Origin of the sequence: Enterobacter sp. SORGH_AS_0287, from assembly GCF_031453695.1 — a bacterium.
Taxonomy (GTDB): domain Bacteria; phylum Pseudomonadota; class Gammaproteobacteria; order Enterobacterales; family Enterobacteriaceae; genus Enterobacter; species Enterobacter ludwigii.
Genome location: NZ_JAVIZW010000002.1, coordinates 186,947 through 213,508 on the forward strand (window position 1 = coordinate 186,947; position 26,562 = coordinate 213,508).

Annotated in this window: 19 protein-coding genes; 10 read left to right on the forward strand and 9 right to left on the reverse strand. The window is 53.7% G+C overall.

Going from position 1 to position 26,562, the window contains the following annotated elements:
- Positions 1 to 8: 8 nt before the first annotated feature.
- Positions 9 to 1,280 (forward strand): 4-aminobutyrate transaminase, encoded by a 1,272-nt coding sequence (gene puuE, locus QE396_RS23360; protein WP_104440591.1) that lies wholly within the window; start codon positions 9 to 11, stop codon positions 1,278 to 1,280.
- A 678-nt stretch (positions 1,281 to 1,958) separates the two neighbouring features.
- Here the strand turns inward: puuE and QE396_RS23365 are convergent.
- Positions 1,959 to 2,975: a RepB family plasmid replication initiator protein gene (locus QE396_RS23365; protein WP_086463268.1), complete on the reverse strand. Its 1,017-nt coding sequence runs from the start codon at positions 2,973 to 2,975 to the stop codon at positions 1,959 to 1,961.
- Positions 2,976 to 3,836: 861 nt separating this feature from the next.
- Here QE396_RS23365 and sopA point away from each other — a divergent pair.
- The 3 genes from sopA (at position 3,837) to QE396_RS23380 (ending at position 9,766) form a co-directional block, all read left to right on the forward strand.
- Positions 3,837 to 5,003: a plasmid-partitioning protein SopA gene (gene sopA / locus QE396_RS23370; RefSeq protein ID WP_104440593.1), complete on the forward strand. Its 1,167-nt coding sequence runs from the start codon at positions 3,837 to 3,839 to the stop codon at positions 5,001 to 5,003.
- Entirely contained in the window at positions 5,003 to 5,962 is a 960-nt protein-coding gene (locus tag QE396_RS23375; protein ID WP_185791761.1) for a ParB/RepB/Spo0J family plasmid partition protein, read from the forward strand. The genes sopA and QE396_RS23375 overlap by 1 nt, the downstream gene beginning before the upstream one ends.
- Before the next feature lie 2,985 nt (positions 5,963 to 8,947).
- On the forward strand, positions 8,948 to 9,766 hold the full coding sequence (locus QE396_RS23380) for a LysR family transcriptional regulator (RefSeq protein ID WP_185791762.1): 819 nt from the start codon (positions 8,948 to 8,950) through the stop codon (positions 9,764 to 9,766).
- 471 nt (positions 9,767 to 10,237) lie between these two features.
- Here the strand turns inward: QE396_RS23380 and QE396_RS23385 are convergent, their stop codons facing one another.
- On the reverse strand, positions 10,238 to 10,738 hold the full coding sequence (locus QE396_RS23385) for an SHOCT domain-containing protein (protein ID WP_185791763.1): 501 nt from the start codon (positions 10,736 to 10,738) through the stop codon (positions 10,238 to 10,240).
- A gap of 279 nt (positions 10,739 to 11,017) precedes the next feature.
- Here QE396_RS23385 and QE396_RS23390 point away from each other — a divergent pair, with 279 nt between their 5' ends.
- Positions 11,018 to 11,749 carry a hypothetical protein gene (locus QE396_RS23390; protein WP_185791764.1) on the forward strand — a complete coding sequence of 244 codons (732 nt, stop codon included), beginning with the start codon at positions 11,018 to 11,020 and terminating at the stop codon, positions 11,747 to 11,749.
- Between the two features lie 881 nt (positions 11,750 to 12,630).
- Entirely contained in the window at positions 12,631 to 13,383 is a 753-nt protein-coding gene (locus QE396_RS23395; protein ID WP_185791765.1) for a hypothetical protein, read from the forward strand.
- Positions 13,384 to 13,826: 443 nt separating this feature from the next.
- Here the strand turns inward: QE396_RS23395 and QE396_RS23400 are convergent, their stop codons facing one another.
- Positions 13,827 to 14,753, reverse strand: a complete 927-nt coding sequence (locus QE396_RS23400; RefSeq protein ID WP_185791766.1) for a hypothetical protein — start codon at positions 14,751 to 14,753, stop codon at positions 13,827 to 13,829.
- A gap of 2 nt (positions 14,754 to 14,755) precedes the next feature.
- Positions 14,756 to 15,823 (reverse strand): hypothetical protein, encoded by a 1,068-nt coding sequence (locus QE396_RS23405; protein WP_185791767.1) that lies wholly within the window; start codon positions 15,821 to 15,823, stop codon positions 14,756 to 14,758.
- A gap of 895 nt (positions 15,824 to 16,718) precedes the next feature.
- On the opposite strand from QE396_RS23405, the gene QE396_RS23410 reads away from it, so the two are divergent.
- Both QE396_RS23410 and QE396_RS23415 read left to right on the forward strand, forming a co-directional pair.
- Positions 16,719 to 17,108, forward strand: coding sequence for a DUF1090 domain-containing protein (locus tag QE396_RS23410; protein WP_185791768.1), 390 nt, complete (start codon positions 16,719 to 16,721; stop codon positions 17,106 to 17,108).
- Positions 17,109 to 17,727: 619 nt separating this feature from the next.
- Positions 17,728 to 18,687 carry a sensor domain-containing diguanylate cyclase gene (locus QE396_RS23415; RefSeq protein WP_185791769.1) on the forward strand — a complete coding sequence of 320 codons (960 nt, stop codon included), beginning with the start codon at positions 17,728 to 17,730 and terminating at the stop codon, positions 18,685 to 18,687.
- Between the two features lie 48 nt (positions 18,688 to 18,735).
- Here QE396_RS23415 and QE396_RS23420 read toward each other — a convergent pair whose 3' ends face one another.
- The 5 genes from QE396_RS23420 to QE396_RS23440 form a co-directional block, all read right to left on the reverse strand.
- Positions 18,736 to 20,733, reverse strand: coding sequence for a heparinase II/III family protein (locus QE396_RS23420; RefSeq protein ID WP_185791770.1), 1,998 nt, complete (start codon positions 20,731 to 20,733; stop codon positions 18,736 to 18,738).
- Positions 20,734 to 20,753: 20 nt separating this feature from the next.
- Positions 20,754 to 22,025 (reverse strand): MFS transporter, encoded by a 1,272-nt coding sequence (locus tag QE396_RS23425; RefSeq protein WP_185791771.1) that lies wholly within the window; start codon positions 22,023 to 22,025, stop codon positions 20,754 to 20,756.
- A 282-nt stretch (positions 22,026 to 22,307) separates the two neighbouring features.
- Positions 22,308 to 23,291 (reverse strand): PTS glucitol/sorbitol transporter subunit IIB, encoded by a 984-nt coding sequence (locus QE396_RS23430; protein ID WP_185791772.1) that lies wholly within the window; start codon positions 23,289 to 23,291, stop codon positions 22,308 to 22,310.
- The gene (locus QE396_RS23435; RefSeq protein WP_185791773.1) at positions 23,282 to 23,662 is read right to left on the reverse strand and encodes a PTS glucitol/sorbitol transporter subunit IIA; all 381 of its coding nucleotides are present in this window, start codon (positions 23,660 to 23,662) and stop codon (positions 23,282 to 23,284) included. The genes QE396_RS23430 and QE396_RS23435 overlap by 10 nt, the downstream gene beginning before the upstream one ends.
- Complete coding sequence (locus QE396_RS23440; protein WP_185791774.1) at positions 23,662 to 24,180, reverse strand: PTS glucitol/sorbitol transporter subunit IIC; 519 nt, start codon at positions 24,178 to 24,180, stop codon at positions 23,662 to 23,664. The genes QE396_RS23435 and QE396_RS23440 overlap by 1 nt, the downstream gene beginning before the upstream one ends.
- Positions 24,181 to 24,497: 317 nt before the next feature.
- On the opposite strand from QE396_RS23440, the gene QE396_RS23445 reads away from it, so the two are divergent.
- Positions 24,498 to 24,884 carry a helix-turn-helix domain-containing protein gene (locus tag QE396_RS23445; protein ID WP_185791775.1) on the forward strand — a complete coding sequence of 129 codons (387 nt, stop codon included), beginning with the start codon at positions 24,498 to 24,500 and terminating at the stop codon, positions 24,882 to 24,884.
- A 561-nt stretch (positions 24,885 to 25,445) separates the two neighbouring features.
- Positions 25,446 to 26,363 carry a hypothetical protein gene (locus QE396_RS23450; RefSeq protein ID WP_309952930.1) on the forward strand — a complete coding sequence of 306 codons (918 nt, stop codon included), beginning with the start codon at positions 25,446 to 25,448 and terminating at the stop codon, positions 26,361 to 26,363.
- The last annotated feature ends 199 nt before the right edge of the window (positions 26,364 to 26,562 follow it).

Genomic DNA, 26,562 nt, shown 5'->3' on the forward strand with positions numbered 1-26,562 from the left:
TATCTGACATGAGCAACAATGCATTTCATCAGCGCAGACTTTCGGCCACCCCGCGCGGCGTGGGCGTGATGTGTAATTTTTTTGCCCGGACCGCGGAGAACGCCACGCTCACCGACGTGGAAGGGAATGAGTATATTGATTTTGCCGCCGGGATCGCGGTCCTGAATACCGGGCATCGTCACCCGGCGCTGGTGGCGGCGGTGGAAAAACAGCTGCACCAGTTCACCCATACGGCCTACCAGATTGTGCCGTATGAGAGCTACGTTTCCTTAGCGGAAAAACTGAACGAGCTGGCCCCGGTGCCGGGTCCGGCGAAGACGGCGTTCTTCACGACGGGGGCGGAAGCGGTGGAAAACGCCATAAAAATCGCTCGCGCCCACACCGGTCGACCCGGGGTGATTGCCTTCGGGGGCGGCTTTCACGGCCGTACCTACATGACCATGGCATTAACCGGTAAGGTCGCCCCGTATAAGCAGGGATTTGGCCCCTTCCCCGGCTCGGTCTATCACGTACCGTATCCCTCTGAACTGCACGGCATCACGACACAGGATGCCGTGACGGCCCTGGAACGTCTGTTCAAGGCGGATATTGAGGCGAAACAGGTGGCGGCGATCATTTTTGAACCCGTGCAGGGCGAAGGCGGATTCAACGTGGCACCGAAAGAACTGGTTGCAGCCATCCGCCGCATCTGCGATACACACGGGATCGTCATGATTGCTGACGAGGTACAGAGCGGCTTCGCCCGTACCGGTAAACTGTTTGCCATGGAACACTATGACGACAAGCCGGATTTAATGACCATGGCCAAAAGCCTGGCTGGCGGAATGCCGCTATCTGGCGTGGTGGGGCGTGCTGAGATCATGGACGCGCCGGCACCGGGTGGACTGGGCGGCACTTATGCGGGCAACCCGCTTGCGGTGGCGGCTGCACACGCCGTACTGGCGATTATCGACAACGAGTCCCTGTGTGCCCGTGCGCATCATCTGGGCGAGCGTCTGAGCGCCACGCTTGAGGAGATCCAGCGAGGCTATCCTGCTCTCGTGGCGGTAAGGGGGATGGGGTCGATGATTGCGGCGGAGTTTTTCGATCCCGTCAGCCGTGAACCGTCGGCAGCAATAGCGCAGGCGATCCAGCAAAAGGCTCTCGCGCACGGTCTTCTGTTGTTAATCTGCGGTCAGTACGGAAACGTTATCCGCTTCCTGTATCCGCTGACCATCCCGGATGTCCAGTTCAGTCACGCGCTGGCTATCCTGCAACAGGTGATGAGTGAGAAGGCGTAAGCGCCCACCGCAGCCTGTCCCGCGTAACGCCCCTTGCGGGACGGGCAGACAGGCCGGCTTTAGCCGGCCACGCGCATTGCCTGCCTGACGTCGTCAGAACCGCCTTTCGCGTTGTGTGAGGCCCGCATTACCCCTCCCGCAGGCAACACGCGGTGATCTCTTCACCTGGCAGAAGCTGCTCGCGACGTCCTTTCCGCCGCTACGCCCCCATCGCTCATCTTTGCCCGGTCTTCAACCGGGACTGCCCTGTCGTAAGGGGCAGCGCGCAGTCACCCGCCTCCTCCACAAACCTGAAGCTCAATGAGGGACTCAATCCGATCCCCGCAGCGGTATGCCCTGCCCTGCCTGCGATCCAAAAAGGATCCTTTTGGCTGGTACGAGTATCTTGACTGCGATATGCATTTTCACATACCGCAGTCAATGCAAGCTGTATATCAAGGACTTGGCGCATACCTCAGTCAAGATATGAGGGGTCTGAGAGGGGGGCTCATGCCGCAGTCAATATTTTAAAGGGATCGAGAAGGGAGGCATTTCAGACACAACCAGGATCGCATTGACTGCGGTATGCGCAGCAGACGGGTTATCCATGAGATCCTGTGCACATTTCGCGGATGGATCTGCATACCGCAGTCAATGGTTTATTTCCGGCATACCGCAGTCATGATTTCCATACTGCAGTCAATTTTCGGGTTTCATATTGGCGAGGACATCTGCCAGTTTTTTCGGATCGATACCGGCCGCCTGGAGAGCCTTTATCACTTCTTCGTAATTCTGTTCTGTCTCATTCCCGGCAGGCACGTCTTCTTTCTTAATGGTTTTCGCTGGGCTGCTGATAAGCTTAGGATTACGATAGTGGACGCTGAAGTAGGAAGACCGTCCGCGCTTAAACTCCGTATAATCGAGGTAGCCGATATCCTTGAGCTGTTCCATGGCTTTACGAACGGTATGGTTCTGCGTATAGACATTTGAGGTGAGATTAAGCCGATCGCGCATACGCTTCATTGAAATGGGCGCAGGGTTCTGAGGAAGGCTCTCAATGAACGTGTAAAGCGCCTGAGCAGATTCTTTACGCTGTAGGGCATCAATGGCCTTCAGACGCAACAGAACGCGTCTGTCCATGTGGTAGAGCTCAAACAGCTTAGGTTCTGCTTTAATCTCAATGACGTCTTCATTAATATCGTAGAACGCGGATTGCACCAGGTGGGTGGTCCACCCTTTCGTCTCGCTCTGAAATTTGAGTGTCACGGACGCGAGTTTAAAAAGGGAGTTACTGATTCGATCGCGCATCTTCTTGTTAGAGCGACGAGAATCGAATCCACACATTTTGACGAACTCAACAAACGACAGTTCGAGCGTGTCTTTTTTGACGCCATATTCGGACATGGAGCGGATGATCCCGAGCCAGACCTTAAAGTCGGTGTCCATGTCCAGACGGGATCCGGTGATCTTAACGTCCGTATACCCTTCACTGCGGGCCACAGAGAGCTGTATCAGTTCATCCGTGGCGTCAGTGACGTTTTTGCGGTTAGCTTTACTTTTCCCTGTGGACTTGAGTGTAGGAACAAAAAGGCCGAGACGCATGAGCGCCACGGGCTGAACCGTGCTGGTGCTGTTGACATCCAGGTTAACAACTTCGCCGGACGACTTATCAACTTCCTCAAGATTAAGGGGTAAGTCCTTCTTTTCACTCTTCATTTGTTATTCCAGGAGTTATCCACATGAGAAGGGCCCATTACATAGCGCAGTCAATGGAAATCCATACCCCAGTAAATGTGTTTGCATATCACAGTATTAGTAATCGCACCCTACAGTCAATATAATACATCCTTCAGTAAAGATCGATCCTTACCTGGACCAGTAACGGCGCGGCCTGCAGCGAAGCGGGGATCTCTTTGGGATCTCTATAGGATCTCTATAGGGATCTCTTATTGGATCGTCCCTGTAGAAAACAGCATAACTCACTCACCCACAACAGATCTTCTGTCGATCATCTCTGCGCACTCAGCACCTTCCCACCTGACACACCTGCATTCTGCAGTGCTGTACTCTCCATACCGTAGTCAATGAAACCAGCAGTGTTTTTATAACTGCCTGTATTAGCTGATATTGCTCTATAAACCCTTCACTGCGGTATGCAGCGTCATGACCTTCATAACGGCTGATCGCGTTCTGAATGCATACCACAGTCAATAAAGCCATTACCTTTCCTGCAAGCTAACAATACAAATTTGCATGCCGCAGTCATGAACGGATGAAAAGACCATCAATATCCACGCCAGACACCGCTGTTCTGCTCATACCGCAGTCACTAAAGTGAATCACGCCACACTTCGCAATAAAGGAAGCATCCTTTTTTATTCACTACGGTATGTAAAATGATGACACAGGCATGAGCACCAGAGAAAAAGATGCGGTATGGTGAACAAAATGCGATCAACTTTGCATTAAAGCATCAGCTTTGCAATTTTATTGAGGGTTTGCACATAAACTGTTGCTTTGCATTATTCTTCAAGATTTAATAAAATGATGCAAAGCAATGATTAAAGGATGTTCAGAATGGGACTTATGGATACTCTGAACCAGTGTATTTCTGCTGGTCACGAAATGACAAAAGCGATTGCTGTCGCGCAATTCAACGATGACAGTCCGGAAGCCAGAAAAATAACCCGTCGCTGGCGTATCGGGGAAGCTGCCGATCTGGTGGGGGTGTCTTCTCAGGCCATTCGCGATGCTGAGAAAGCAGGACGCCTCCCCCACCCTGATATGGAAACACGTGGACGGGTCGAGCAGCGTGTCGGGTACACGATCGAGCAGATCAACCATATGCGTGATGTTTTTGGCACACGACTGCGTCGTTCAGAAGAAACCTTTCCTCCGGTCATTGGGGTGGCAGCCCATAAAGGTGGCGTTTATAAAACGTCCGTTTCCGTGCACCTCGCCCAGGATCTGGCCCTGAAAGGCCTGCGTGTTCTGCTGGTGGAAGGTAACGATCCGCAGGGTACGGCCTCAATGTACCATGGCTGGGTACCCGATCTTCATATTCATGCTGAAGATACGCTGTTGCCTTTCTATCTGGGTGAGCGGGATGATGCCAGTTATGCTGTTAAACCCACCTGCTGGCCGGGGCTGGATATTATTCCTTCCTGTCTGGCCCTTCACCGTATCGAAACTGAACTGATGGGCCGATATGACGAAGGTAAACTCCCTACAGATCCGCACCTGATGCTTCGTCTGGCCATAGAAACGGTGGCACACGATTATGATGTGATCGTGATTGACAGTGCACCGAACCTGGGTATCGGTACGATCAATGTGGTCTGTGCAGCGGATGTTCTGATCGTCCCGACGCCGGCCGAACTGTTTGATTACACCTCTGCCCTGCAGTTCTTTGATATGTTGCGCGATCTGCTGAAAAATGTGGATCTGAAAGGTTTTGAACCCGATGTGCGTATCCTGCTGACAAAATACAGTAATAACAACGGCTCGCAGTCTCCGTGGATGGAAGAACAGATCCGTGATGCCTGGGGCGGTATGGTTCTGAAGAATGTGGTCAGAGAGACGGATGAAGTCGGGAAAGGTCAGATCCGCATGCGTACGGTATTTGAACAGGCGATCGATCAGCGTTCTTCTACCGGCGCCTGGCGTAATGCACTGGCTATCTGGGAGCCAGTCTGTAATGAAATTTTTGATCGTCTGATTAAGCCTCGTTGGGAGATGAGATAATGAAGCGTGCACCGGTGATCCGTAAAACAACCGTTCCTGCAGCCACCCCTGTTGAAACCGAACAGGCGCCTGCAGCACCGATGGTGGACTCCCTGATTGCACGCGTCGGCGCGATGGCTCGGGGCAACTCCATCGTCATCCCGGTCTGCGGCCGGGACGTAAAATTTACGCTGGAAACCGTTCCCGGCAATTCGGTTGAAAGCGCTACCCGGGTCTGGGCGGGTAATGAACGAGATCAGGATTTGCTGACGGAAGAGTCGCTCGACGATCTTATTCCCTCTTTTCTCCTGACCGGTCAGCAGAACCCGGCGTTCGGCCGTCGCGTGGCGGAAGGCATTGAAGTTGCCGACGGTAGCCGCCGCCGTAAAACGGCGATTTTAACGTCGAGTGACTATCGTGTTCTGGTAGGCGACCTCGATGATGAGCAAATGGATGCGCTCTGTAAACTGGGCAATGACTACCGTCCGACGAGCGCTTATGAGCGTGGCAAACGTTATGCTGCGCGCCTGGCAGATGAATTTGGTGGCAACATTTCTGCTCTGGCCGAGGCGGAAAATATTTCACGTAAAATCATCTCCCGCTGCATGAATACGGCAAAATTACCGAAAGAGTTGATCGCCCTCTTCTCTCATCCCGGGGAACTCTCTGCCCGTGCGGGTGAGGCCCTGCATAAAAGTTTCAGTGAGAAAGAGGACCTGTTGTTGCAGCAGGTGCGCCAGCTGGCCGACCGTAAAACGGCCGGCGTTATCTTTGAAGCGGATGAAGTGATCCAGTTGCTGAACGGTGCTCTTACACGTGACCCTGTCAGACGTTCAGCCCTGTCCACAAAAAAGCAGATTGTGAAAGGGGCTACGGCTATCTATAAAGGAGACAAGGTGGTCTTTCAGCTGGATCGTTCTCTCCTGCCCGCCCAGGTCATTGATCAGATTGAAGCGCTGCTCAGTAAGCTGAAAGACTGAACGCCTGTTTTCATCAGGAGCCCCGACGGGCTCCTTTTTTTTGCCTCTGTTAACGCCAGGCGCTTTTCGAGACCGGCTGTGGTTACAGGGCAAGGATGGGACCACGGTCCCACGTTGCCCCCTTCTCTGCCCCATCGCTACTGAACTACGCTGTCGTTCCCTTCCCTGCCAGCCTTTTAATCTTTACGTTCATCTCATAAACATAACAAAACATCAGCGCCTTCATAGTGTTATATGCGGGCTTGCTCTGGAATGATGACGGATATGCGTTTACCGGTACCGTGGTCCCAGCCGGCATCGGTTTATCCTTCAGGCTATTCACAATTGCCCTGCCCGGCAGCTATGACATTTTCACAGCCATCCCGGGCAGGAATAAGACATCACCCTCATCATGGTAACGCCTGGCGGCAGTCTGACACATGATGCCGTTTATTCCCTTCCTGCCTCAGTTGACGGGTTCATCGGGTCAGACCGGGACCACGGTCCCATTACCGAATCCTGACAGCTTGCTGAAACAAAAACATGCACCATGGCGATTTATTCTTAACCTACTCCCATTACGCGGTATGGGTGGAGATCACTTCTTCTTCGCCTCGCTGTCTGCTTCCTTATTCTTGATACACTTGTGCGGCGCATTTTCACGGTGGGACCACGGTCCCGGTGCTCTTGTGGGCACGATGTTTCCGCCCTGTGTTTATTGCTGTACATCCTGCCAGCAATGCCGTGCGGGACATACAGACCCGGCAGAACCCATACTGTTACCGGACGCCAGACGGCTCAGGCAAATACATGCTTTTTTCCTGCATACGACAAGTGGTTCTGGCCAGTACCGTTCAGGTGGGACCATGGTCCCGGTTGATCTCCTTGCGTGAGCTGAATGTGCGCCTGAACCAGGACTGCCGCAATGCGCGGTAAAAAATCTGTGTTCCGTGCCGCCTGCAGGCATACCCGGCGTTGTACCGTATTGCGACAACCGGGGAATTTTTATGATTCGTTTCAGGCCCGGGTACCCTTCGAGAAACCTTCCTGTTCGTAGAACCGTCGTCGATGAAGAACGTGAATGTCTTGTCCGTTTCGTGGATGCACAAGACCCGACCGCTGCTTATACGGGGTGTCATGGCGAAGGTGGGACCACGGTCCCACCGTTATTCAGACCGTGACTTCGTCCACTCACTGTTCCATACCCGGACATTCATGTGGGACCATGGTCCCGGCAAATTTAACTGTTTAACACTGTATGCGTGCGAGTGGCTAATGGGACGGGCTCTTGTGGAGACTGTCTGAATCAGCTACCGGGACCACGGTCCCACACGAGAGAAACATTCAGATGATGGATCCTGGTTGCAGAGGAATGATCCTGCAGTCTGAGGCAATTGTGGAAAGGGTATGACTCCAAACGCTTCCATTCAGAACCTTATGGTGTTCATCGCAAAGACAATCTCTTCCCTGAGCAAAGGATAATGGCAGGGGATACACGGGATGGGCAGTGTCCGGGACGGTGAGAAGAAACCCCTGGACCCTTGTCCCGTCCAGGAGGTCTCACCCTGAGTGAGGGTGCAGCACTGCCTGCAACGGACAGACCTGCCTGTCCGGGTCGGGTATTTTACATTAACAAAAGATTAGAGCACTGGCTGGGACCATTGGGACCATGGTCCCGACGGGGAAATCACACGCTGAAAGAGACGTTATCGTTGCCTGTCATACCCAGACTGGTCTGTCCGGACCGGATACATGCATAGCGTTAAAGTAAGGACACGGACTGGGACCGTGGTCCCGATCATGACATCTCATGTTGACCAAGCAACTCAACGCAACCTGTTTGATCCCAAAGGACAGTCTGAAGAATACGTTCACCCTTACTTAAACGTAAAGGTCATGACCTGGGACCATGGTCTCGCTCCGGAAATCTCAGACTGAGAGAGGCGGCCCGCGCCGCCTGTATTGACCCAACAGGATCGTCTGAACCTGGCGTTAACCTGAGAAGAAAGTAAAGGATACCGACCGGGACCGTGGTCCCAGTCGGGAAGTCTGGGGCTGGAAGAGAAGGGTTCGGCCGCCTGATATATCCAGACTGACCCTGTCCGGGTTGTTAAAGGCATTACCTTAAAACAGACTTTATGGCCGGGACCACGGTCCCAGCCATAAAGTCTGAGGCTGAAAGAGGGGGCCGTGCTGCATGTCATGCCCAGCCTGGCCCTGTCCGGGTCGGTACAGGCATGACCTTTAAAAAAGGGGGCACTGACCGGGACCATGGTCCCGATCGGGAAATATCAGCTGAATAATGAGACATCACTGCCTGTCAGGGGCAGGCCGCTCACTGTCGCCTGCGTGCTACGTCTTGCGCCAATACGAAGGGGAATGTGTTGGGACCGTGGTCCCGGAGTGAGCAATAACTTTTGGGCGGGTCGGCGTGGCGTGTTCGAATGCGCTAACCGTTCGGCCATCAATGGACCGCTCACATCTTATAGTCAGTGCCAGTCCTTTTCTCTGGAAAAAGGGCAGGTGAGCCACAGACGTTCTCTCACCTGCTGTATTTTACAGCCCGAAATTTAAAAATCGGGTGCGTTGTTGTACGTCACCCGGGCCTTACGACCTGCCATCGATTGTATCTTGTTGAATTTTATACTATTGATGTGTGTTTTTTCATCAGAGACAGTGGTGGCAGCCTTAGAGCTGGCCAAATACCTTACGCAACGGTTCAGGACTCGCGTTTTGTCTGCACTGGCTTCTGGTTGTCGCAATGCGGCGCGCCCGGCTCAGGGTGGGGCAGGGGACTGCGGGACTTCACCTTGCTGTGACGGCGTGCACTCATGACTGGTTACAACTTCCGGGCTGACCCTCCGGCACCGTTGAGGAAGGGTTTATCTCCGCTTTGCTATTTCTGGGATGTTTTTTGTTTCGTTAGAAATAAAAATTAGGCTAAGGATTTATATCCCTGTTGGTCATTATGGTGAAGGTTCAGAAGTCGATGTAAAGGGGATGATTGTGTTTATATCTAAGGCTATGGCCGCTTTTGTCACGGTGGCGCAGGAAAAGAGTCTCAAAAAGACAGCGGATAAACTGTGCCTGACCGTACCGCCGGTCTCGAGGATGCTGAAAAATACCGAAAACTGGTTCGGTGAAAAGCTGGTCATTATCGAGCGTAACAACGTGACACTCACTCCGTTTGGCATCAACGTTTATCGGCAAATTTTGCCGCACTATCTCTCCCTTCAGAGTATTTCGAAGCGTAAAAGTCGGGCCCCCTTAACGATATCGTCGCCGGTGGTGCATGCCTCCTTTTTTGACGAAATCCTGCAGATCGTGGTCCCGGATATCCGGGACTGCCCGGTCATCAAGTACGCCGAACATATCCATGACGATGACGATCTGTTTATCCACCTGAATCCGGTTGCCTGCCCGGCCTGTTTTGAAGAGTCTGTTCGTTGTCTGGAACTGTCCCTGACCTGCCACAATACGGCAGCGGCGCTGTGGGCGGAACTGAATCTGCTGGTTGGCAGTGAACTGCTGTATTCGGAGGCGTTTCATGACGCCCTGCAGACGTTACGGGCTCAGGGGTTTAAAGGGGAGGTTCGATTGCTGGATAATGCGAAAATCAGGGCACTGTTGCAGCAGAGTGGGGCAGGGTTAACCTTTCGCTGCAAACCGAACGTGTGTGAAACCGTCCGGTGCGGCGACCCTGTTTTTTACCAGCAACCGTTCTACGTGTACCGGAATAAATATTCACGCGCGCGTCTTCCAGAGGAGAACATGATGTCTCTCGTGAATGAAGGGGAAAATACGGGGAGTCGCACAAAAGCATAGGGCATCAGGAACAGTAAATGCGCTGCCTGTTTTCAGGCCTGGTACACCCCTGTAACCTTGCCTTACGACACGCAGCGCAAATGGGGGAAGACGTTAAATATTCTGAGATCATACTAACATAGCTGATATCCCGTCTTATGCATTTATGAGGATTAAATATCAGAATGTTCAGGCGCTGAAGCGCTGATTTTAACAACGCGCACTTATCCTTTATTGTTCATCGTGTTATTTACCGGAACCGAAAATCTGACCGTGTCACGACGGCAGGGAGATGTGACAGGTAAATTCTGTCAGACAAAAAAAGGTTGCGTTGTTGCGGGATGATCCCCTGCTCATAATTAGACTGGAAGGGGAGGGGAGCGGTGGACCGGTTGAACAACCCGACAGTTCGTTGTGCAGGAAGCGCCATCAGAACATCAACCCTGCGGATTAATATAATGGCGCGACGTTTATTCAGACCGGTGATGGCGGTTAAATCAGCTCCATTAATTTGCTTTTTTTCGCCTGGAACTCTTCTTCCGAAATTATCCCGTCCTCTTTGAGGGCCGATAATTTTTTAAGCTGTTCGTAAGGATCCTGGCTGGCTGGTGTCTGCGCGGCGGCAGGCGTGTCCGTTTTTCCTCCCCGACCGGCTTCAATGGCGTTGATGAGGGCGAGTTCGGAGTCCTTACTGAACATTTTGAATTCCAGATCGTCATGAGAGGTATGTATTCTGATGATCCGGTGACCCAGTGTGGATTTGCGTTCAATCGACGTAATGGATTTTAACGGGATGGTCTCAATCACTTCTCCGATAAAGCCCTTGCGGTAGAACGCCACACGCTGTCCTGTCACGATGAGCACGCCATTATGCTGTCTGTCCTTGCCATTACCCATCATTTTGCCAATATAGCCTTCCCCCCACTGGATAACCGTTTCACCGGGATTAAGGTGGTTCGCCCTGAATTTCTCCACGTGCTTATTGTCTTTCATTAACAAACTCCTTTTTAGAACACCAGAATGCCTTAACCCGGCATCGGATTAAAACCGCTGTAAATTGAATTACCTATATTATTCTATCGCAGTGATAACTGCATCCGCCAGTGTGGGGCAGAGCGGACGGTCCTTCCCCGGACACACAGGTTCAGGACGGTGTCAGCGTTATTCCCAGTCAGTTTGCCAGAATGGTACCTGAAAATTTCACGCATCCTGCGGATTAATTTGGTAGTATAGGCTTGTTTTCACAGGAAATAATGAACCATAAGGAACATGATGAGCACCTTGCTTTCTTTACTCGCTTTTGTACTGTTTGTGGCCTTTATTCTCGGCCTGATTAAACCCTCACTTGTCCGGATGCCCACACGCAAACGATCCTGCGCCATCTATCTGGGTGGTTTTCTGGCGTTGTGCGCGGTGAATGCGATCATCCAGCCGGCGGACAGCCGTCAGTCTGTGGCGAAAGACGCGGTCAAACCGAAAAAGACTGAAGCTGCTCAGCCAGCCTTTAAATATGCAGACATGACCCTGGACGAATTCCGTAAAGCGCGTAAGGATAAGCGGCATACCATCATAAATGCCTATATGGCCCTCAATCCCGTCGCCGCCGGATATACCGAGGCCTTTTATGCCTGCGTCAGTCAGCATACCTATACCACCCAGCCTGAGACGACGCTTGGCGTGGTCTCAGGCTGGTGTTTCAATGAATACCAGAACAATCCAGCGTTGCTGCAGAAACGGATCAACTTTGATACCTTCCAGGATAATTTCAGCGGCTGGAACGGGGCTTACCGTCCGCTGGAGACGCTGATCAAAGCCAGTATGCATGATGATTCCTCCTACAAACACCTTTCGACGCTGTACCGTCTGGTACTTACCGACGATCCGCATGCCACCGTACAGACCACTTTCCGCGGCACAAACGCCTTCGGTGGGGTCGTCAAGGAGACGGTCTCTGCGCGCGTGGATCTGCGGACAGGAAACGTGATCTCGATAGATGAAAATTAAGGGTGTGAAGCATTCTCTGGCGGGGACTACAGCGTGAAAAACTGAATCCGTCAGACCCACGCGGTGCCGTGACGGTAAAAGCGAGGCAGGATGTTTAGCATGAAATCATCAATCTGATTTACTTAACATATCGTGCTCTTTATACTCGCAGAAAATGTTGTCCGACTTTTCAACGGCAGAGCGATGATGTCACTCTGCCGTTTTTTATCCCTGAGCCGAGGACCGCAGTGCTGCTGTGCAGAGTTGGCAAACGTACATGAGTAATTCAGCGAGGGTAAGGTGCTGAGGTCTACTGTAAGGGAACTTCGGTCATGCGGAAGGTCAAGCCTGTCATCGCTGGCAAATCCCCTGATCTTCCCTTCATTACTCTCTGACAATTTTGGTTGCCTGCAGGTTTATAACAGGAATGAGTTTAGTTAATTGAGTGCGCAGGACAGGATTCATATTTCACTGCAGGGAGGCCGGGGGGGATTTTTAAAGGTCAAACGTTCCGTGTTCATGCTCCAGAAGGTCAGTCGCCCCGTTTTGCAGCCGTAGCCGTGAAATAGCATCTGAGAGCTCACCTGCTCGTAATTCCGGTCTTGATGATAATGTTCTACAGGGCGAGGCTGGGCGGGTCGCTATTTTTCTTCAGATCAGTTAATCGCAATACCAGCCAGTGGATACGCGTGGGTGTGCTTTAAATCCTGTCTTACGGCGGAAAGTTCGCATTCAAAAGGCTGTCAAGCCCTGTCATCTGCCCGTCATTTATCCCTTTGTTGTCAGTTGACAGGCGAGTCATCGTTCCCTTTTTTGCTCAATAGTTGATGTAGTCGGGAATAATAATCTGTTCTACAGACTTAACAGCGTCGAATGATCTTATTACATTTAAACTTTGGATTTTGAATATCTCATTTATCAGGACAGGGATTGCAACCATGAGACATAATCGCTGCCATGCAGTTACTAAAAAATGGAAGCGTTGCGGGCGAGAGGGAGACTGGAGACTTTTCTGCGATGAGCATAAGCTCCAGTGGCTGAAAGCGGTGCTGATTGGCATTATCGCGCCTGTTGCAACAGGCATGATCGCAACCTGGGCGTACTCCGCGCTAACCGTAACTGAACCTGCGTTGTCTGTGAAAGTGCCTGGTCAGAACGCGATAGACCAGGCAATTTCACAGGCGAAAATGGAAGGTACCGGATATAACACTCCCAGCGCCAGTGAAGTGGTGGCCAAGTTCTATGTGTTACCCACAGTCACTCCTGAGCTGTATACGCATTCTTCCTGGTTTGCGCTGGTTTCAGTCAGCCCGTTTAAGCCTGTTAACGCTGACTTCACGTTTGATGCCGGTGACTGCCGTTTTTTGGGGGCTGTGACCGATTTTAATCCCCTGACAAGTGATGCTGTGTTTTCAATAAAAACCGTTTCCTGCACGGACAACGCGAATCAGTCTTATCAACTGGTCTTTGACGATTATATCAACGCGCCTCAGGGGCTACTCGCTGACATCAAGTCCCCCACAGAGCGGCACCTTACCCTCTCGCATGAGAAGGACGGCATTTACTCGCTTCCCCTCTACACCAATGTTCTGGTCAAATTCAATAAACCGGTTAGCGCACTGGAAGCCACAGGGAAAGTCATCACGCGATTTTAAACGGGGCAGCGAGCCTGGAGGTGGTATCGCGCATTCCAGTGCGTGGGCCTCAGCCCGTCTTCCACAGGGCAGCATTCGGCGAAAGACAGGTAAGGTCCTTCTCATCCTCAGTAAGGACGTCGTATCGGGATATCGGCTGTGAGGAATGAGTACGGAGTACTTGAGTGCAGACGTCGCTTTGTCATCAGCTTCAGCACTTTTCATCTCCCCCGCAATGATTGTCGTATGACCTTCACCGGCGCTGCGGCATGCCAGTAAACTCTATGCACCGCCAGGATCGACTTGTCGGGCCTGGCGGCTGAGGTCTGATGCCAACAGCCAGGGAGGAATACGGGCTGAATCTATTCGCGTACGCTCACAGCGTCTTCCTGACGCCAGTATTCACCAGAATGATTCTACCTGGACTCTGGCGGTAAACTGCGGAACATATAAGGCAATCAGCCTTACTGAGTGTCATCCCGGCCTTCATTGATGAGGCGCAGAACTTCCGTTACCAGTGCAGCGGCGAAGCGCTGCTCCTGCAGTCTCTCATTTTCCAGACTGGCATCGGTACCATGCATGAACTGCCCGTAACGCACGGGGCCCGTTAACAGATATCCTTCAACACTGGTGTTACCTTCTGCAAAGCATTTTTGCAGAGCCTGAAGTCCCGTCTCGATCGCTTTCTGATGTTTTCCACTCTTTATGCGATCAAGGAATTTCTGTGCGATATTTTCAGGTTCTCCGGCGTAACGCATCACATGAATCAAATCGGCTGCATCCTTGGGTTCATTGCGGTTCTGAAACGAAATCGCTTTCAGCAGGATGAATGCCACTACATCTGCAAACCGTATGGTTTCAAAAACAATCCCCGCGTCCCCCTTGCCCATATCGCCAAAGAGCATCGCAGAGATCTCTTTCTCGACGTACCAGTCATATGACATTTCAGCAAAGGGGATCACAAGGGCAGAAACCGCCTCGCCGTCTATCGGGACTTCTTTGCCGGGTTTGCCGTCAGCATTGTTTCCCTGTAAAAACTCTACCAGTACGGGAGGGCTATCGGGAATGGGGAACTCCCAGCGCCATGAGTTTGTCTCAGAGTGTTTTCTGAAGCCTCTTTCAACCAGTTGATCGTGCAGAGACGCATAATTCTCTCCTTCAGCGATCACTTGCAGGTTGAGCACGATATCCACATCAGATGTACCATAATGTTCAGGTACCTGAGGTTCCTGCGCAGGGGTTAAATAGCGCGGCACGAGACCGCCTATCAGGCGAAGCGTGCCTTTCATGGTGCCGAAGGTGGTCATTAACGTGACTAATACCCGCTCACACATTTCCGTATTAATGGCTGAGTATCCGGATCTGTCTTTCGGTTTGGCATGGACTACCATGGTTAAATCTCCAGAATGTTCAGGCGAAAAAGCTCTGCAAGTTCAGCATTTCGCCCTTTGCCGTCCAGCAGAGACAGATACTGAATGAAGTCACTGGCGACTGGGATGTTGTTTTCATAGCGTATAAATTGCAGGGCTGCGGGGGGGCATTCATGTACAACCACGTTGTAGCCCTTTTCTGCACGTTTAATCCCCGTCAACTGGGTAAACCGCTCTGTACTTCCTGCGGGGACGATGATCTCTGCCACGTTGACGCCCGTTAGCAATGGCGTGGCCTGATTTGCTGGCAGGGCACCCGTCAGTGCCCAGCAGATGTCACCGCCTGTATGACTAACCTTGCTTTCAATTTTTCTGACACAGCCCACTGCATCCGGTGCAAACAAATACCCGTAGAAGGCATCATTTTTCCGTTTTCTGGTGGCCTCCGACCAGGCATCAAGTAACGCCCCAGGATTAGTCAGTCTTCGGCGCTGTGAACGACCGCCCTCACGGGTTTTTTCCAGCCATTCCCTCATTTCAAGTTCTTTTAAAACGCCCGAAACCGTGAAGGCTGAAGTGCCGGAATATTCACTAAGCTCTTCACCTGAAAGCCATTTTCCCTTTGACTGGAGTAATGCATGAACGACCATTTCCCTCGCTTCAGTGAACAGAACGCCACTCCCGCGTTTCGCTGTTCTTTTGCGTGGTTTTTGTATATCGATAATTGACTGTTTATGCTTGATAAAGAGAGTTCCACCCAGCTCAAAATAGCCAACATCATGCGCCTTGAGCATTTCTCTTGCCCCCTCACTGATCAGCTCAGCGACAAAAATCGGAACAATATCAGGCATATTGATGTTTTTCTCACAGAACGCCTCAATTTTCCAGATTGCCTGCCTGATGTCCCGTGGGTAAGCCTGTTTTTTAATCTCTACAGGCATCATCCAGACCCCCTGAATACCCCTGACCTCCAGCACACAATCAATACCGTCGTCGCCCGGCAGACCATCCCGTATTTTTATCCTGGCTTCAAAGAGGCTTTCAAGGGTCGATGTCACATCCTGTAGAAGCTGGTTTTCTGATTGAATCACTGTGGATGCTCCTGAAGAAAATGTATTTTTCTTAGATTTTCATCATAGTTTATCTGTACAGCTAAGAAAAAGAAAATCGCTAATGTTTATCTGGAATGCATTCCTTATCTGTTCAGATAAGGATGGCATAATGTATAAGGAATACACGCAACAAGAAAGGTTTCATCGCGACGGCCAAGTATTCCTTTCCGCCACGCCAGATTGTCAGGCTGACATCGCAACCCGAAAGCCGATGACGGTTCAGAGGGGCCCGTCTTCTGTAGCTGCGGTTATTATGATGAAGTCTGCCGCGAGTATCCGCGTATGCTTTTGGTTGTGAGCTCAACCGATGGACGCAACCCCCTTATTGAAGGGATCTGCGGATCATTCATGGTCCAGTGATGGGGCTCTCTCTCCGGGTAAAAGTTAAAAAATGCGCGATGTCTGTGACTTTTGTAGAAGCGCTGGATTATGCATTTATGACCCCTCCGAACAGATATACCTTTTATTCCCTTTGGTGTTCCGGAGATTCTCTCTGCACAGACTCTTCTTAGTTCAGCTGGCGGTGTGCGGGTTGGTCACCCGGGTGAAATCAATTACACGTGCTCATACCACCTCTTCAGCACGCCGCAGTGAAGCTGGCCCCGCAGGCCCCATCCCTCGTTCACTCCAGCCTCGAGATAGTGCGCGTCGTCCAGCACCGCGCCGGTCATGGCCAGCGCTCCTTTGATCCGCCCTGAGGCAATGCCTGGAACATTGCGACGCAGGGAGATACGGCGGTGCGTGCGTTACGCCCTGAAAAAATCTGATTTTCACCCATGCCCCTGTACTTTGTGTGTATTTTAAGGAATCGTTAAGCTCTGACAGGTAAGTTGTTTTCGTCTATGAGGACGAAGCAAACACTCAGGAGCATTCTATGAAACATTCTCACTCCCTTCTGGCTGGCCTGCTGATGCTGGCCCCGACAGTATCCGCTCTGGCGGCAACGCCGGTCGCCACCGGCTGCGAGGCCAAACGCCAGGATATCGAACAGCAGCTCCGTTATGCCCGAGCGCAGGGAAACGATCACCGCACTGCCGGTCTGGAAAAGGCGCTGTCTGAGGTCAACGCGCACTGTACTGACAGCGGTTTACGGGCAGAACGCGAAGCGGACGTGCGCGAAAAAGCACGGAAGGTGACGGCGCGCGAACAGGAGCTCGCTGAGGCACGGGCTGATGGCCGTGCGGACAAAATCCGCAAAAAAGAGCGAAAACTGGACGAGGCCCGGGCAGAGCTGGAGGCGGCCAGAGCAGCGCTGACGCAGTAACCGACCTCCCTGGCAAGTAAACATGGCTTACCTCCCGTCATCATACTGGCCGTATACCCGGATGAGATTTTCAGGCGAAGGGGAGGGCGCAGCAAAAGGTCCCAATAAAACGGCGCTGCGCCGGAAGCTCGTTAGCGTTTTTCCCGGGCACGCCCAGATTTTACCCGGCAACCCTTAGCTTTGCTTGCGAACGGTATAAGGTACCCGGGACAGGCCATTCCCGTCATCAGAGCGGGGATTAGGGCGTCAGGACCTTATACGTAAGGGGGTCCACTCAGGTGCGGAACCGGTGATGAAATCTGTCGTGTGGTCATCCGTGATCCCCTTCGCGCTGGGTACCTGCGGTTTCACACGGGAAAAGCACCACTGGAGGGCGTTTTTTCCTTAACAGCGAGTGCCAGTCCTGAGGCGTCTGCACACGGTGTCTCGCTGTGCAGGTCGACGCGTTCTCTCCTTTTTCCCCGTGATATATTGCCGGCACTGGATCGGAAAGCCGTCATCGCAATGCCCCCTTCTTCGCAGGAGCCTTCAGGTTTACGTTCTATACTTCCTGAGATGATTATTCGGGGTGGGTTCCGGACAGGCGTCTGTTCCCCCCCTGACGCCATGATGAGGTGATATGAAATTTCCTGGCCTTCCGCACAATGAAGAAGCGCGGCTGCAATCCCTGTATCAGAGCAATATGCTGGATGTTCGCAGTGATGAACAGTTTCAGCGGTTAACCCGGGTGACGAAGAAACTCTTTCAGGCCCCGGTGGTGCTTATCAGCCTCCTTGGCCGCGATCGGCAATGGTTTCTCGCCTGTGAAGGCGTGGCGGAGCGCGAAACCCCGCGCGATATTTCGTTTTGTGCGCACGCTATTTTGCAGCAGGGGCCGTTCATCGTGAACGATGCGTCTCTGGACGACCGGTTTCATGACAATCCCCTGGTCACCGGCTCACCGTACATCCGCTTTTATGCCGGTTACCCTGTTCATCTTCCGGACGGGCATGTGGGGGGATCGTTGTGCATCATTGACCGCATGCCGCGTGAGTTCAGCGAGGCTGACATTGAGATGCTGAAAGATATGGCCTTCATCGTGGAAGATGAATTTAAGCTGACAGAGATGGCGATGAAGGACAGCCTGACGGGCTTACCGAATCGCCGTGGATTTTACCGGCGGGCGGAAAGACGCCTGTCTGAGGTCAATGAGCGGCATGCCGGAGCCAGTCTGATTTTCTTCGATCTGGATAAGTTCAAATCCATCAACGATCTGTGGGGACATGCTGAAGGGGATCACGTACTGAAGACGTTCTCCGCGCTGTTACTGGGGCCACTTGCCGAAGGGGATATTGCCGCGCGACTGAGTGGCGATGAGTTCGTGGTCCTGCTGGGAAACACGCCCGATGCCGCCACGTATCTTACGGTGCTCCAGGACGCGGTGGAGAACCATAACCGGCAGGCCGAAAAGCCATACAACATTAATTATTCGTATGGCGTACAGCATCTGGATCCGGCCAAACCGGTTTCTCTGGAGGAGATGCTGGCGAAAAGCGACAGCGTCATGTATTCACAGAAACGGAAAAAAATGCTGCCGTAGTCAGCGCGTGTGAGCCTGACGGCGGCGAACCGCCGTCAGGCCTGAGACTCAGAAGTGATGGGTCAGGATCTCCCGGTGCTGGCTGGAGGCGATGTTGATGGTGTTCTGACGCAGGGAGATGAAGACGTTGCGCATCTGTTCCTCCTCAGGATGCAGGTCGATCACGTACACACTGACCACCGTCCGGGCCCGCGAGCGGGTTTTAAGGTAGCTCAGGGAGTCGACTGGCGGATTTGCCGGACCGGTCAGCTGATGGAGTTCCGCATCCGGATCGCTGCAGGCGCAGTGGATCTGGATTTTTTTCCCCGACAGGGTGCGGAACGGCACGTTCATCGTGCGCTCCATCCGGCTGACGAAGCAGTCGCTGAAGTAGTACACCGGATCGCTCGGGTCGTAATCGCGCAACGGTGTGTACGCACCGGTGGTCAGGAGCCGCTCCCCGTCAATATGCAGGGTGTTGTCCAGCTGACGGCGGTGCGGGTTCGTCACCCGGGAGATATCAATCACCATGTGCTCATAGACGATCACCTTTCGCCGGTAGACGATATCCCGGTAAGCGTGCGTATTCCACTCCACACGGGTGAGGCTCGGCACGTCTGCCGGGGGCTGGCGCCAGTCAATTTCGACGGTGATCTCCGCATAGTCATGCGTTTCCGTGAAGCTGAGGGTCTGGGGATTCACGGGGGGCTGGTTAAACTCCTCCACACACAGGACGTTATGGGTGAGGGTATTTTTGTAGTAGCTGTAGTGCATCGGCGCACCGTAACCGGTCGTGCCCATGTCCGGGAGGATCGCCACGTTGTCATCGTAGATAATGAGCCCGGGCTTGTCGTAGTGATCGTGCTCGCCCCCGTACGGGGTGTGTTTGAGCACCACGGCCCGGCCGTGTTCGGGATGGCGGATAATGGTGATGCCGTTGTCCGGATCGTGGTAGTTGCCGGTCTCCCGGACTGGCTCCGTGAGACGCAGCCGGGGATCGCCATAGAGAAAGGCGGCCAGACTGGTGCGCGGCTCGTGGTCGTAAATGATGGAGAGCATCCTGGCGCACATCTCGTCCCCGGTAGTGGCGTAGGCGAACTCATAGAGATCGGGGTATCTCACCGTATCCTTGAGCGGAATACAGTCGTTAAAGGCAGGCTCGGTGTCATCGGGCATGAGCAGGTGCAGGGGCAGGGTGAGCATCTTCCGGTGCTGCGGCATGCCCATCAGGCTGTACTCCTGGTGGGCGTAGCGGATCATGCGCTCAAACTCGAAGAAGCCCTGCAGGGCGTAGTGGTGGTAGTGCAGGGAGCCTTCGAACCACAGACCGCCTTTCAGCACCCCGCAGCGGAGCTGGTCCCGCAGTCCCCACCCGGCATTCACCCCGATCTCCAGATAGTGTGCATCGTCCAGCACTGCGCCGGTCATGGCGAGCGCGCTGTTGATCCGCACCTCATGGTTATGCAGCTGCTCCCAGCGTTTGCTGATGAGAAAATCGGCGCAGGCCCGGAGCAGGTCCCGCTCGATGACCCGCCGCTCGTTCTCCGTCAGTTCGTCAAAAATCAGGTCGTACCCCTTCACAAATTCGCTCAGACACAGGGCCTCGCAGAGGGTCTGGGCGTTCATTTTGCCGGGCCCGTTGTAGGGGATCCCCCCGTGTTCGGCGTAGCCCGGATAGTACCGGGCGTACTGCATCAGGATCTCCCGCACCCGGTCAAAGTAGGTTTTGTCTTCGGTCAGCATCCAGGCGATGCCGAGCTGGTAACAGGCGCGGGCGTTGAGGTCGTTGAGTTTACGCCACCAGGCCCCGCGGTACGGTTCGCCGGTGAACACCTCACCGTCGACCGGGCAGCGATAGTGCTCGGAGGCGTGCCGGTCCCAGATAAGCGGGACCCCGTGTCGGGGACAGTAGTAGAAGAGCTCCCAGCTGGCGCAGCCGGTTTCCGGCACCAGAACGGGGTTGTTGAGCACGACGTCATTGTCCTCGCGGATTCTGGTGAGGATACGCGGATCGTCGTGATACGCCTGTCTCAGGCGCTGGATATCGGCTTCACTGAACTGTTTCATGGTGGTTTCTCCCTGTGGGGTCACAGACCCGGATTGAAGGCGTTGTCGCACATTGCGGCGGGATGGGGTTTGCTGAGCAGCGTCCAGAGCAGGGCCGCCCCGATGAGATCGAGGAAGCCCAGCACATCAAAGACGAGGTTGTAGCCGATGCTGGCCACGGCCGCGCCGATGAGCAGCGTGCCGGTAAAGCCGCCCACGCCGCCGATGAGTCCGGCAAAGCCGGTGACGGTCCCGACCTCGCTCTCGTCAAAGTAGTCCCCGGACATGCTGATGACGGTGATGGAGGCGCACTGGTGGGCGAACCCGGCGACGCAGAAGAGGATGATGGCCATCCCGGCGCTGGTGACGTGGTTGATGAGCGGGACCAGGGTCATCAGGAGGGCCGCAAACGTAAAGGTGATCCGCCTGGCGTTGACCAGGGTCACCCCCCAGCGGTTGAGCCTTTCCGCGCAGAACCCGGCGAAGAGGCAGCCCACGTCGGCGGTGAGGAACGGCAGCCAGGCGAAGAGGGCAATTTGCTTCAGATCCAGATGGCGGACGCTGACGAGATAGAGCGGCATCCAGAACCCCAGCGCCGCCCAGGTGGGGTCGGCAAACATCCGGGGCAGCGAGATGGCCCAGAGGTCGCGGCGGGGCAGCAGGGTTTTCAGCGAGACGCGGCGACGGACCACCGGCGTCGTATCCCGGCCAATCAGGGCGAGCTCACCGGCGGACATCAGGGGATGCTTCTCCGGGGCGCGGTAGGCCACGCACCAGAGCACGGCCCAGAGGATGCCGAAGACGCTGGCAATGACGAAAGCGATCCGCCAGTTATAGTGGAGGATGGACCAGGCGACGACGGGCGGGGCAAGCATGGCCCCTGCCGAGGTGCCGACGCTGTAGACCCCGCAGGCGAGCCCGCGCTCCCGGGCGGGGAACCACTGGGTGGAGACCTTCATCCCGGCGGGGTTGAAGGTGGATTCGGTGAGGCCGATGCCGAGACGCAGTATCATCATGGGGATCCACGAGCTGAAGAACCCGGTCAGGGCATTAAACACTGACCAGAGGATAGCCATGAGGGAGAAGACCGCGCGCACCCCGAACCGGTCCATGATATAGCCGGCGAAGACCCCGCCGACCGGATAGGCAAAATTGAAGGCGGCGGTGATCCAGGAATACTGCTGCTCGGTAAAGCCGATGTCCTTCAGCATGGTCGGGGCGGCAATCCCGAGCGTGTTGCGGGACAGGTAGTTGGTTATGGTGCCCAGCATGACCAGGACAATAATGTACCATCGCAGATTCTTGATTTTCATGGTGTAGGGCCTCCTTATCTGAGGGGTAAGGAACAGATTTTGTTGTTATTTCCGGACGCGAGCGGCACCCGGCATATACCGGGGGACCGCCAGACACCGGCGTCGGTAAAACACAGGCGATTCGTGGTATCCAGGAGCCTCCCTGTCGTCGGGTGTGCCGAATTCAGGCAACAGTCATCCCCACCCGGTGAAGGATGTTGTCAACGCGTGTTATCAGGCCCTCGCGGGCACCCGCCCCGGCGACGTCCGGTCCGTCAGGCCCGAACCGTCACCTGTCCGGCGTCAGGTGAAGAGCCCCGTGGCGCAGGCCCAGCCGATGACCACCGCGAGAGGACCGGTCAGCTGGCGGGAGAGCAGGAAGGCCGGGACCCCGGCGGCGATCGTGGCCCGGGTGGCCCCCTGGGTGGCGAGCCCGACGGGGATGAAGTCGCACCCGATCTGGACGTTGATGGCGAACAGCGCGGGCAGGGCCAGGGCAGGGGGCAGCGTCCCGGCCCCGATCTGCGTCCCGATGATGACCCCCACCACCTGGGTAAAGGCCGCGCCGGGGCCGAGCAGGGGCGAGAGAAAGGGAAAGCTGCAGATGACCGAGAGCAGCACCAGCCCCCAGACGGAACTCACCAGGGGGGTGAGCAGGTGCGCGAGGGCGGTCCCGACTGTGGAGTCCTCGGCGAACGCCATCAGCAGGGCAATCAGCGCCATAAAGGGGAGGATGTCCCGGAGGGCCACCTGGATCGCATCCCGGGCGGCATCGCGCAGCAGCGGCAGCATCTCCCCGAGCAGGGCGGCGAGACGCACTTCGGTCGCCACCACGCGCCGCACGCCCCGGGGCGGCTCGGGCACCTGATGCACCACCGCGTCGTTCACCGGGAGGCTGAGCGGTTCCGGGTCGGGAAGACGCTGCCGGTCCGCCTGGGCCAGCTCGGTGAGGGTGACGTCGGAGACGTAAGTGTCGTCGTCGATAAAGCAGGCGAGGCGGCCTCTGTAGCTGCCTGGCCGGACGTTGATGACCGGGATATGCTTCTGCGGGTACAGGCCGCAGAGGAACGACCCCGGATCGTCCAGGACCACGCACAGGACCTGCTCGTCCGGGGGCAGGATGGCGTAGCCGTTGACCAGCTCAGACTCGGTGAGGGCGGCGAGCTCGATGGCCACCGGGTGAAAGTCGCCTCCGGTGAGGCAGAGAATGACGCGCCCGCTGCGCACCGGCAGCCAGAGGCCGGTGCCGGTGCCGCCGGGGCCGGGCATAACGTGGATCAGTTCCATGGGTATCCCTCCTCGATGATAAAGTCGCCCCGCAGGTCGCGCATGTCCGGGGCGGGACCGCCCAGGTGCAGGGCGGCGTCATGCAGGGGCGTCAGGGCGTGGTCGAAGCACATCACCAGCAGCCCGTTGCGGTAAAGTGACTCCCGGGCCCGGTCTCCGGTGGCGGTGATGAGAAACAGCCGGTGGCCGAGGCGCAGCGCGTCGCCGGGCCCGAAGGTCTGCTGCTCGTCCCGGAAGGTGCACTCCAGTGGCAGGGCGTACGCCCGCAGCCGTCCGGTGAGGCTGTCCGGGCAGGTAATCAGGATCCCCCGGGAGAGCCAGCGTTCGACATACGTCCCCGGTTTGCGAATGCGCGCGCGATAGAGCTGCATCAGGCTTTCCTCCGCGCCGCGAGCCGGAGGAAAATCCGCTCGGTGACGATGCCCCGGATCAGCCCCACCACCACGGCCGTGAGCACGTAGCGCAGGGCCAACTGGGTAACGGAGAGCCCGTGGGCCCGGAGCCCGGCGCAGATGCTGAGCCAGGCGACCAGCTCGGGCGTGACCACCCCCGGAAAGGCGGTGGACATGGGATGGGCGAGGGTTGTAAGCGCATCCTCGAAGCCGGGCTTGCTCTTCTCGGGCAGCACAAACCCGAGCGCCAGCGCGCCGGGGGCCCGGAGCAGCAGCCAGCCGATCACGGGCAGCAGCCCGTAGGTCAGGATGCGCGAGCGCCCGAAGGTTCTGGCCAGCGCTTCGGTCCGGGCGGTCCCGGCAAGGCGCAGGGTGACCGTCAGGAGGATCCGCAGCAGCACAAAGGCGGGCAGGACGGTCACCGCCAGGGTGATCAAATGGCCGTAGGCGCAGTGGATAAAGCCAAACACGCCCCCGGTCAGGCTGAGCAGTGTCATGTTCAGTCCTCTCTGGATGAAAAAAAATCCGGGGTGCCCGGGCTAACCGGACGGGAGGAGCGAGCATTGACGGCTACAACAGTCAGAGCCCCCGGGAACAGTGGCGGTACAGACGTCGCCTGCTTAGTTTTTTCAGGGCGAGCGCAGGCGTGGCATTTCAGCCCTGTTTATGCGATTCTCATTAGTTGCGCTTTTCGATTGAAAGTGCAGGTTATATGTACAGTATCTTAGATCTAAAATTAGATAATTGGAAGCGTGTAATCTCTAATTTTAGATTTGTTAGAAATACAAATCGTCAGTAAGCTTGCAGAGCATTCATGATGGATAAGAAAGAATTCGGAAATAGATTGTCACAATTGCTGGCGATGACCGGCAACTCAATGAAAGATCTTGCTCAAAAATGCGAGATTCCTTATTCGACTATCAGGGGTTATGTCGCAGGTGACTCTATACCTAGCGGAATTGATCAACTTCAAAAGATCGCGCGTTCTACAGGTGTCAGTGCCTCTTGGTTGTTAGGAGAAGATGCTAATGATTTTGCTGCTGTTCCAGAGCCTCGTAGTGTCGAGAAAGATATTGAATTGTTAAATTCATTATTTCGGTATATGACACCTACACAGAGAGCGAGTGTTTTGAAGAGAATACTAGCGAGTGTATCTGGACAATTGGATAAAGATGTTTGTGAAAATAGGGAAGGGGAGTAGTTCTGACTTCAAGAATATTAGGCTTGATCTCGGCTTCGTACTAAGTCACTAAATTTTTTACAATACAACCAGTTAGATAATAAGGCCTGAATTTTTTCCTGTAAGAGATGCTCTGTTGTGTCCCTTGAAAAAACCGCTGTGGTTGATATTGGTAATTGGGATGTTAACTCATGGCAGCATGTAGCCCCAAGCGTCAGTAACGTACTGACTCAACTTGAAAGCTATTACGTAGCCAGCATCCCTAAACAATCCCAAAAACTTTTAGTATGGCGCATTTTGGCCCGATGTCCCGTTCTGTCTCCGTCGCGAGACGCCGCAGGGGATAAACAGGTTTATGGTGGTCACGGTACTTGCAGACCATATTCAAGCTCTGCCAGCTGTTCGGTTTCGCTCCCCTTGGGTACATGGTCATCCCGATAAGCCTCACTAACTGACATAACTGTGATGTAGTCGCCATAGACTCCGCTTGTTGCTTTACCACCAACGGGGCTTTATGACTTATATTGTTCTCATTCACAAGACAGGTTTAACGTACGAGTTAACCGGCGAAGAGGACAAAACATGTTAGAGGAAGTCTATAATTTATTTTATTTCTCCCCCGATGGTAAAACTATCAGCCATGTAGGAATCGCTACTCATAATTTATCGGGGAGCGACGATGAGAAACTTTCTTTCTTGAAAAAGAATATTAATACTGACTTATGCTCGTGTGAATACTTCGACGTCAGTCCACAGTGCCTTGGAACTAATAAAACTTTATCTGTGGGGCGTTACATGGCTTTAGCTAGAAGAGGAATTGCTACGTTAGTTTATGAACTTGCCCTACAAGCCAAAAGCGCAACAGATAATCCATTAGTTATATGTACTGCTGTTGTTAATGGACAAATAAAGGTGAATGGAAATATTGACGTTAATAAAGAACTAAGAAGAGATGACTTTCCCTCTAACTCAATAGCGGGAGTGAGAGACATGCCTGACTATTTAGATAAATACATTATTGATGGGCGATTTTACATTAAAGATTTGTTAGTAGATGATCATGTCAAAGCGATACATCTTCTTTTTAATAATAAACATTATCTTTCAAGTATAAAATTGTTAATGTCATTTATCGACACTGTGGCTTATTTAGAATTTGGTGATGTAAATAAAGCCTTTCCGGTTTGGCTTGATAAATACTGTGAACTGTCGTCGTTAAAAATAACATCAAACGAACTTTACGAGTTAAGACATTCACTTCTTCATATGACAAACCTCAACTCCCGTAAAGTAATACAGGGTGTTGAAAGGCGTATAAGCTATAGTGTCGGCCCAGTCGGTACACCCACAAGAGAGCATGATGGGATAGTGTTTTTTAATTATTTAGATTTTATACCGTTATTTGAAAGTGCTATGGATAAATGGTTAGAAACGTATGATGGTGAGAAAATAATAACTTTTATTGAACGGTATGACCAAGTTATCCGTGAAAATTATTAGCTTATGCTCTTAATTAATTGCTTCATAATCTACAGAATGTCAGGAGGCTAACTACCAATGAAAAATAGTATACTAGCAGATGCCTTGTTGCAGGCTGTGGATAAAATTGGATCTGAAAACTCTATTTCTAATGTTATTAAATCAAGTAAGCAAGCTAAGGCGATAAAAAGAAAAGCCTATGCGCAGTCGATGACATTAA